Annotated in this window: 13 protein-coding genes; 8 read left to right on the forward strand and 5 right to left on the reverse strand. The window is 74.6% G+C overall.

What is annotated here, in order from left to right; translation table 11 throughout:
* Positions 1 to 41: 41 nt before the first annotated feature.
* Entirely contained in the window at positions 42 to 524 is a 483-nt protein-coding gene (locus ACIOHG_RS07810; RefSeq protein ID WP_400946637.1) for a hypothetical protein, read from the reverse strand.
* Positions 525 to 699: 175 nt separating this feature from the next.
* Between ACIOHG_RS07810 and ACIOHG_RS07815 the strand changes: the two genes are divergently transcribed.
* Complete coding sequence (locus ACIOHG_RS07815; RefSeq protein WP_400946639.1) at positions 700 to 1,341, forward strand: NAD(P)-dependent oxidoreductase; 642 nt, start codon at positions 700 to 702, stop codon at positions 1,339 to 1,341.
* Between the two features lie 7 nt (positions 1,342 to 1,348).
* Here the strand turns inward: ACIOHG_RS07815 and ACIOHG_RS07820 are convergent, their stop codons facing one another.
* Positions 1,349 to 1,699 (reverse strand): hypothetical protein, encoded by a 351-nt coding sequence (locus ACIOHG_RS07820; protein WP_400946641.1) that lies wholly within the window; start codon positions 1,697 to 1,699, stop codon positions 1,349 to 1,351.
* Between the two features lie 162 nt (positions 1,700 to 1,861).
* Positions 1,862 to 2,644: a dioxygenase gene (locus ACIOHG_RS07825; RefSeq protein WP_400946644.1), complete on the reverse strand. Its 783-nt coding sequence runs from the start codon at positions 2,642 to 2,644 to the stop codon at positions 1,862 to 1,864.
* 128 nt (positions 2,645 to 2,772) lie between these two features.
* On the opposite strand from ACIOHG_RS07825, the gene ACIOHG_RS07830 reads away from it, so the two are divergent.
* Together ACIOHG_RS07830 and ACIOHG_RS07835 are read left to right on the forward strand one after the other, a co-directional pair.
* Positions 2,773 to 3,237 carry a MarR family winged helix-turn-helix transcriptional regulator gene (locus ACIOHG_RS07830; RefSeq protein ID WP_400946646.1) on the forward strand — a complete coding sequence of 155 codons (465 nt, stop codon included), beginning with the start codon at positions 2,773 to 2,775 and terminating at the stop codon, positions 3,235 to 3,237.
* A 130-nt stretch (positions 3,238 to 3,367) separates the two neighbouring features.
* Positions 3,368 to 4,123 carry a pirin family protein gene (locus ACIOHG_RS07835; protein WP_400946649.1) on the forward strand — a complete coding sequence of 252 codons (756 nt, stop codon included), beginning with the start codon at positions 3,368 to 3,370 and terminating at the stop codon, positions 4,121 to 4,123.
* Positions 4,124 to 4,268: 145 nt separating this feature from the next.
* Here the strand turns inward: ACIOHG_RS07835 and trxA are convergent, their stop codons facing one another.
* Positions 4,269 to 4,649: a thioredoxin gene (gene trxA / locus ACIOHG_RS07840; RefSeq protein ID WP_400946651.1), complete on the reverse strand. Its 381-nt coding sequence runs from the start codon at positions 4,647 to 4,649 to the stop codon at positions 4,269 to 4,271.
* Positions 4,650 to 4,842: 193 nt separating this feature from the next.
* Between trxA and ACIOHG_RS07845 the strand changes: the two genes are divergently transcribed.
* From ACIOHG_RS07845 to ACIOHG_RS07865, 5 genes are all read left to right on the forward strand, one after another.
* On the forward strand, positions 4,843 to 5,412 hold the full coding sequence (locus ACIOHG_RS07845; RefSeq protein ID WP_400946654.1) for a hypothetical protein: 570 nt from the start codon (positions 4,843 to 4,845) through the stop codon (positions 5,410 to 5,412).
* Between the two features lie 311 nt (positions 5,413 to 5,723).
* Entirely contained in the window at positions 5,724 to 6,227 is a 504-nt protein-coding gene (locus ACIOHG_RS07850; protein ID WP_400946726.1) for a sigma-70 family RNA polymerase sigma factor, read from the forward strand.
* The gene (locus tag ACIOHG_RS07855) at positions 6,224 to 6,979 is read left to right on the forward strand and encodes an anti-sigma factor family protein (RefSeq protein WP_400946657.1); all 756 of its coding nucleotides are present in this window, start codon (positions 6,224 to 6,226) and stop codon (positions 6,977 to 6,979) included. Before ACIOHG_RS07850 ends, ACIOHG_RS07855 begins: the two co-directional genes overlap by 4 nt.
* A 73-nt stretch (positions 6,980 to 7,052) precedes the next feature.
* Complete coding sequence (locus ACIOHG_RS07860) at positions 7,053 to 7,220, forward strand: hypothetical protein (RefSeq protein WP_400946660.1); 168 nt, start codon at positions 7,053 to 7,055, stop codon at positions 7,218 to 7,220.
* 68 nt (positions 7,221 to 7,288) lie between these two features.
* Positions 7,289 to 7,558 (forward strand): DUF1876 domain-containing protein, encoded by a 270-nt coding sequence (locus ACIOHG_RS07865; protein ID WP_400946663.1) that lies wholly within the window; start codon positions 7,289 to 7,291, stop codon positions 7,556 to 7,558.
* 31 nt (positions 7,559 to 7,589) lie between these two features.
* Here the strand turns inward: ACIOHG_RS07865 and ACIOHG_RS07870 are convergent.
* Positions 7,590 to 7,913: transposase (locus tag ACIOHG_RS07870; RefSeq protein ID WP_400946666.1), on the reverse strand; the 324-nt coding region annotated here is incomplete at its 5' end.

Genomic DNA, 7,913 nt, shown 5'->3' on the forward strand with positions numbered 1-7,913 from the left:
CGCCACCCCTCCCGGCCGCACCATTCCTGTCCCCACCAGTCCTACCGCGCCCACCCCGCCCCGACGAGCCCCCGCGCACCCGCGGTGACCACCGTCACGCCCGGCTCCCGCGGTGCGCCCACGCAGTACGTCCGGTGCGGGCCGAGGCTCTGCCGAGTGCTGTGCACCGCGATGCCCTGCACCAGGAGGGCCGGCAGGGACAGCGGCACCACGACGGCCAGCAGGGCGTGTCCGGCCCGGGCCTGCAGCCGCCCTCGCCGCCGGAACAGGGTGAAGCCGATCTGTCCCGCGCCCCAGCAGCATCCGACCACCCCCAGCACCACCCCGACGACCGCGAGCACCAGCGCGTACACCGGCAGGCCCGGACTGTCCACGCACCGCTTCCACAGGTCCTCGTCCACCGCGTGCGAGCCGAGGAACCCCGGCAGGGTGCAGACCCATCCGGCCACGACGACCGCCGTGCTGTACCGGACGCGCCACCACCACCGCACTCGCGCCCCGACCTCGTCCCCGGCCTCGTGCATTCCGTCCCCGACCTTTCTCCGGCAGTACCTCCTTCGGACGCCTCCCCGCCCGTGGCGGTTGCGGACCGCTCCCCGGGCCCGGCCGGTGGCGCGGTTCCCGGGGGCGGGGGCGGGCGTGTGGTCTGATGAGGCGTCAGGGCGTGGTGGCGGCGGCGGAGAGCGGGGCTGGTCGGGCATGCGGATCGCGGTGATCGGGGCGAACGGCGGGATCGGTCGGTGCGTGGTCACCGAGGCGCTGGCCCGCGGACACCTGGTGACGGCGGTGGTGCGGCGGCCGGAGCAGTACCAGGGGCTGGCGACCAGCGTGCTGCGCGGCGACGTGCTGGACCCGGCGGACGTGGCCCGGGTCGCGGCCGGCCGGGGCGCCGTGGTGAGCGCCGTCGGCGGCGGGGACGGCCCCGGCCGGGGGCGGCTGGTGGAGCCCGCCGCGCACGCGCTGGTCGCGGGTCTGCGCCGGCTCGCCGACGATGCCCCGAGCCTGCTGGTGGTCGGCAGCGCGGGCAGCCTGACCACCCCGTACGGCGTCCCGCTCTGGGACGACCCGGCGGTGACGCCCCGCCAGTTCGAGCTGATGCGGGCCCACGGCCGGGCCCTGGACTACCTGCGCACCGTCCGCGACCTCGCCTGGACCGTCCTTAGCCCCCCGCAGAGCCTCCTCCCGGGCGAGCGCACCGGCCACTACCGCACCGACACCGACCACCTGGTCACCACCCCGGACGGCCTCTCCACCCTCTCCCTCCCGGACCTCGCCACCGCCGCCGTCGACGAACTCGAACACCCCACCCACCAGGGCGAACGCTTCACCTGCGGCTACTGACCCCCCGTCACACCCCCGGCCGCAACGGCGCCCCCATGCACGGACTCCGCTGCGGCCCGTAGTCCGCCCGGACGTCCTGAAGGACGACGTACTGCAGCACCCCGACCACCAGCGCCGCCGGGAGCAGCACGAACAGCAGCCCGTCCCCGAGCCCCACCGACCAACTCCTGGAGCGCTGCGCCCGTACGGCCAGCACCACGGCCACGCCGATCGCGGCCGCGTTCAGCACCAGCCCGGCCCAGACCAGCAGCAGCGCGTGCAGCGGGACGCCCGGACCGTCCAGGCAGCGGACGGCCGTCCGACGGACCTCGTCCAGTGCGCGGTACCCCGGCACCGTGCACACCCACCCGGCCACCATCGCGGCCAAGGTGCACCACGCGTACGGCCGCCCTGGCCCGGATGTCCCGCTGTCGCCCATTCCGCCCCCGATTCCCGGCAGTGCGCCGCCCTGTCGGACGCCGCCGGGCCCGGCGCGGTTGCACCGACTGCCGGACCGCCGGACCGCCGGACCGGCGGGCCGTCAGCCGAGTTGGACGGAGCGCTTGGCGAGGCCCATCCAGAAGCCGTCGATGACGCTGCGCTGGGTGGCGAGGTCGGCCTCGCCGGCGCCGAGGGTGACGAAGAGCGGGGCGAAGTGCTCGGTGCGGGGGTGGGCGAGGCGGCCGGCCGGGGCTTTGTGCTCGAAGTCGAGCAGGGCGTCGAGGTCGCGGGCCTCCAGGGCGCGGCGGCCCCAGTCGTCGAACTCGGCCATCACGGAGGTGATCCGGCCGTCGGGGGAGAGGGCGCGCAGGTTGTGGGTGAAGAAGCCGGAGCCGACGATCAGCACGCCCTCGTCGCGGAGCGGGGCGAGCTTGCGGCCGATGGCGAGCAACTGCTGCGGGTCCAGGGTGGGCAGCGAGATCTGCAGGACGGGGATGTCCGCGTCCGGGTACATCTCGACCAGCGGGACGTACGCGCCGTGGTCGAGCCCGCGGTCCGGCACGTCCTGCACGGGGGTGCCCGCGGTGCGCAGCAACTTGCGGACGGAGTCGGCGAGTTCGGGCGCGCCCGGGGCCTCGTACCGGACCTGGTAGTAGTGCTCGGGGAAGCCCCAGAAGTCGTAGACCAGCGGCAGCGGGGTGACCGCGCCGATCGCCAGCGGGGCCTCCTCCCAGTGCGCGGAGACCATCAGGATCGCCTTGGGGCGGGGCAGCTCGGCGGACCAGGCGGCGAGCTGGCCGGGCCAGATCGGGTCGTCGGCCAGCGGGGGCGCGCCGTGCGAGAGGTAGAGAGCGGGCATGCGCTCGGTGGTGGGGGTGCTCATGGGTCCGTCCTCCTGCTGCCGGGGCCGCTCTGCCGTCCGGGCGACCGACCTGTAGTTCAAATTTGAACCTTGCGCCTCCGAAGGTACACCCGAGTTCGAATTTGAACAACCGGAGTAGACTGCGGGGCATGGACGATCCCCGCTGGCTCAACGAGACCGAGATGGCCGCCTGGCGCGGGTTCGTCGCGGCGACCAATCTGGTCGCCCGTCGGCTGGAGCGCCAGCTCAAGGAGGATGCGGGGCTCTCGCACACCCAGTACGAGATCCTGGTCCAGCTGTCCGCCGCCCCCGGCGGCTCGCTGCGGATGACCGACCTCGCCGACCGCCTGATCACCTCGAAGAGCGGACTGACCTACCAGGTCACCCAGCTGGAGAAGGCCGGACTGGTCGGCCGCCGCTCCTGTCCGAGCGACGTGCGCGGCGTCTTCGCCGAGATCACCGAGCAGGGCTGGCAGGTGCTGCGGGCGGCCGCCCCCGGCCACGTCGCCGCCGTCCGCGAGGCCCTGATCGACGTCCTCGCCCCCGAGCAGTTGGCCGCCCTCGCCGAGAGCCTGGGCGTCGTCAGCGACCGCCTGCGCGCCGCCGACTCCTGATTCCCCCGCATTCCGCCCTTCCGCCCTTCCGTCCTTCGGTCCTCCGGTGCGCCCCGGTCGCGGGGCCGGGAATGCATCGGCGCCCCCTGATGGTTTAGGATTCAACAACATCCCGACCGAGGAGGACCCGATGGCATCCACGATCGACCTGCGCCGCGCCGACGAGCGCTTCCACACCCGCGCCGGCTGGCTGGACTCCAAGCACTCCTTCTCGTTCTCCCGCCACTGGGACCCGGCCAACACCCACTTCGGCCTGCTGCTGGTCTCCAACGACGACACCGTCGCCCCGGGCACCGGCTTCGACACCCACCCGCACCGGGACATGGAGATCATCACCTGGGTGCTCGACGGCGGCCTGGTCCACCAGGACTCCGAGGGTCACAACGGCGTCGTCTACCCGGGCCTGGCCCAGCGGATGAGCGCCGGGACGGGCATCCTGCACAGCGAGAAGAACGACTCCTGGACGCTCACCGGCGAGCCCGAGCACCGCGACCCGGTCCACTTCATCCAGATGTGGACCATCCCGGACACCGCCGGCATCGACCCCGGCTACGAGCAGCTCGACATCAACGACCAGCTCGCCCAGGGCGGTTGGACCACCCTCGCGTCCGGGATGAGCAAGCACGCCAGCCAGCGCGCGATCGGCATCCGGCAGAAGCACGCCGCCCTGCACGTCTCCCGGGTCCGCCCCGGCGAGACCCTCGAACTCGCCACCGCCCCCTTCGTCCACCTCTACGTCGCCCGCGGCGAGGCCGCCGTCGAAGGCGCCGGCCTCCTCCACCAGGGCGACGCCCTCCGCCTCACCGCCGCCGAGGGCCAACGCGTCACCGCCGGCCCCGAGGGCGCCGAACTCCTCCAGTGGGAGATGACCGCCACCCTCGACTGACCACCCGCACCACCCCCGAAGGCCCGCCCCGCGCGGGCCTTCGGCGCGTTCGCGCGTGCTCCCCGGCTCCCTTGGGGAGGGCGGGAAGGAACGCCGAAGGGGGCACCGGACGGGTCCGGTGCCCCCTTCGGGGTGTGCGGGTGGGTCAGTTGTCGGTGGCGCGGTCGGCGGCGACGCCCGCGTGGACCTCGGCCATGTCGAGCTTGCGGGCCTGGCCGATCAGGTCGTCGAGGACGGTCTCGGGGAGGGCGCCGGGCTGGGAGAAGACCATGACGCCCTCGCGGATGATCGCCAGCGTGGGGATCGAGCGGATCTCGAACGCCGCCGCCAGCTCCTGCTGAGCCTCGGTGTCGACCTTGGCGAAGGTGATGTCCGGGTTCTTCTCGGAGGCGCGCTCGAAGACCGGCGCGAACTGGCGGCAGGGACCGCACCAGGCCGCCCAGAAGTCGATCAGGACGAACCCCTTGCCGTCCTCGCCCTGGACCACCTCGTCGAAGTTGTCCTTGGTCAGTTCCACCGTGCTCATCGTCGCCACCTGCCCTTCGCAGCCGGGTGTCATGCAGGCCCGGAGCCCCCGCGGGCTCCTCGCCCGCCACAACCCCACGACCGGAGGAACTATTCCGGTACCGCACCTGCTGTGAGCGCCCCTGCCGTGAACGCTCCGGCCGCGCCGTCCGTACCCCCGGACGAACCGCACCCTCCCGGACGGGAGTACCCCGATGACCACCACCGGACGACCGGCCTCCGGGCGCCGCACCCTGCTCGCCGCCGGAGCCCTCACCGCCGCGGCCCTGCTGGCCGGCTGCGGCGGTTACTCCACCTCGACCGGCCACGGCGCCTCGGCCGGTTACGGCAGCCCCACCCCGAGCGGCAGTGCCGGGCAGCAGGGCCCGGCCGCGCTGACCACCGAGCACGATCCGACGCTGGGGACGCTGGTCGCCGACGGCCAGGGCCACACCCTCTACCGCTTCGACCGGGACAGCAGCAGCCCGTCGGCCTCGCACTGCACCGACGCCTGCGCCGCGCTCTGGCCGCCCGAACTCGTCGGCACCGACGGCAGCGCCCCCGCCCCCACCGGCATCGACGCCCACCTGCTCGGCACCGTCACCCGCGCCGACGGAAGCCACCAACTCACGCTCGGGGGATGGCCGTTGTACCGCTACGCACCCGACACGAAGCCGGGTGACACCAAGGGGCAGGGCATCGACGGCACCTGGTTCGCCGCCACCCCGACCGGCGACCGGGCGATGCCGACGGGCGGTCCGGTGATGCCCTCCGGCGGCTACTGAGCGGGCCACGCCGGATGGACGCCGGACGTCCGGTCGAGGGGGTGCGGCGCAGGCGCCCGCGCCGCACCCCCGGGACGGTTATCGACACGAACGGCCCCGGACTTGAGGGCCCCGGGACCACTCCCGCCACCGCCCCCGGTGCGCGGCCGCCGCGCCCGATCGCCCCGCCCCGCCGCCCGCGCGAGGATGGCACGGTGGCCGAGCACCCCCGCAGCACCGGCCGCCCGGCAACCGACAGCCGCCCGGCAACCGACAGCCGCCCCGCCGCCGAGAACCGCCCCGCCGAGCAGCGCCCCGCCGAGGACCGGCTGATGCGGGCGCTGTACCGGGAGCATGCCGGACCGCTGTACGGGATGGTGCTGCACCTGGTCGGCGGCGACCGGCAGCAGGCCGAGGACGTCGTCCAGGAGACCCTGCTGCGCGCCTGGCGGCAGCTGGACCGGCTCGACGCCGAACGGGGTGGCGGCAGCCTGCGGCCCTGGCTGGCCACCGTCGCCCGCCGGATCGTCGTCGACGCCCGGCGCGGGGCCCGGGCCCGGCCGCCCGAGGTGCCGGACCGCGGGCTCGAACTGCTCCCCGACGGTGACGCCGAGGCCGAACTCGACCGCGCGCTGCGGCTGATGACGCTCACGGACGCCCTCGGCTCGCTCTCCGCGGCGCACCGCCGGACGATCGCCGAGACCTACCTGCGCGGCCGCACCCCCACCGAGGCCGCCGCCGTCCTGGGCGTCCCGGCCGGCACCGTCCGCTCCCGCCTGCACTACGCCCTGCGAGCCCTCCGGCTCGCCCTGGAGGAACGGGGCGTCACCCCATGAGCACCGACCCCACTGACCCCACCAGCACCACAGGCCCTACCGGCATCATGGAGGACCCGCACGCAGACCTGGCCGCCCACCTGCTGGGCGTCCTCGAACCGGAGCGCGCGGACCGGTTCGCCGCCCACCTCGCGCACTGCCCGCGCTGCACCGCCGAGGCCGCGGACCTCGCCCCGACCGCCGCCCTGCTCGCCGAACTGCCCGAACTCCCTTACGGCAAAGAACAGTTGCTGGAGGAAGGGCCGCCCCCGGAGCTGCTGGACCGGCTGCTCGCGGAAGTGTCCGGGGAGCGCCGGCGCGGCCGGGTCCGGCGGCGGGTGCTGGTGGCGGTCGCGGCGGTGCTGGCCCTGGGCGGTCCGGCGGCCAGCTGGGTGGCCCTGGCGCCGGAGTCGCCCCCGTCCGCGTCCCCGGCCGCCGTCGCGGAGCAGCGGTTCAGCGCCACCGACCCGGCGACGGGGGTGTCCGCGACGGTGGGGGTCGGCCCGGCGGAGTGGGGCAGCCGGATCACCCTCGACCTGGGGCACGTGCCGGGGCCGCAGTCCTGCGAGCTGGTCGCGGTGGCGGCGGACGGCACCCGGCAGACCGTCACCAGCTGGAGCGTCCCCGCCACCGGCTACGGCGGCACCGCGGGGCTGCGGACCGCAGGCGGCACCGGACTGGCCCCGTCCGCGCTGGACCGGTTCGAGGTCAGGTCGGGGCCGGCGGTGCTGGTCACCGTGCCGGTGCACGCGCCCGGGACCGGGCCCGGGTAAGCGGGGGCACACTGGAGGGAGGAGGCCACGCGGGCCCGGGGACTGCCCGCCGCGGGGCGCGTGGACGGTCGTGATGAACCAGATCCCCCTGCTCTGCCCGCGCTGCGGCCGCCCGCAACTGGTCGAGCACCGCACCGACCCGCACCACCCCGTCCGGGTGGTGCACGCCGACACCGGCCGCGAGGAGTGCGCACCCCGCCCGGAGGACGGCACCGAACCTCCGGACCCGGGCCGCCGCTGAGCCGACCCCCGCTCCGTGCACGACGCACCCAGGACGACACAGGACCACGACACCAGGAGGTGGCGACCATGCGGACGCTGGTCGGCTGGCACATCGAGATGGAGTTCGCGGAGGACGGCGACCGCACCCGGGCCGCCGCGCTCGTCCGGCTCTCCGACGGGACGGAGCTGCGCGGCCACGGCAGCTCCACCCGGCACCACGACGACCGCCCGCAGCTGCGGGTCGGCGAGGAGGTCGCCGGGGCCCGCGCCCTCAACGACCTCGCCATGCAGCTGCTCACCAAGGCCCAGGAGGAGGTGGCCCGCCCCACCGCCGCACCGATGACCCCGCTGATGTGAGAGCTGATGTCAGAGGGCGTTCGATACCGTTTTAGGCTGCCGCGCATGGTTTCGGGCGGAGGTATTGCCCGGTTCTGTCCGGGGCGGCGGTCAGCCGGGTGGTCATGGAGTTGACCATGGCCCAGTGGATCATCGAGCGTGACCGGTCCGGCAGTTCCTCGTAGTCGCGGTGGAGCCGCCGGTACCGGGACATGATCCCGAAGGTCTGCTCCACGCGCCATCGGATCGGCTGGACCACGAAGCCCTTCTGCTCCCTGTCCCGGGTGACGACCTCGACGTCGATGGCGAGGTCGGCGCCGTGGCGGACGACGGCGTTGTTGTAGCCGCCGTCGACCCAGGCCTTGGTCACGGTGGG

The sequence above is a fragment of the Kitasatospora sp. NPDC088134 genome (genome assembly GCF_044741705.1).
Lineage (GTDB): Bacteria > Actinomycetota > Actinomycetes > Streptomycetales > Streptomycetaceae > Kitasatospora.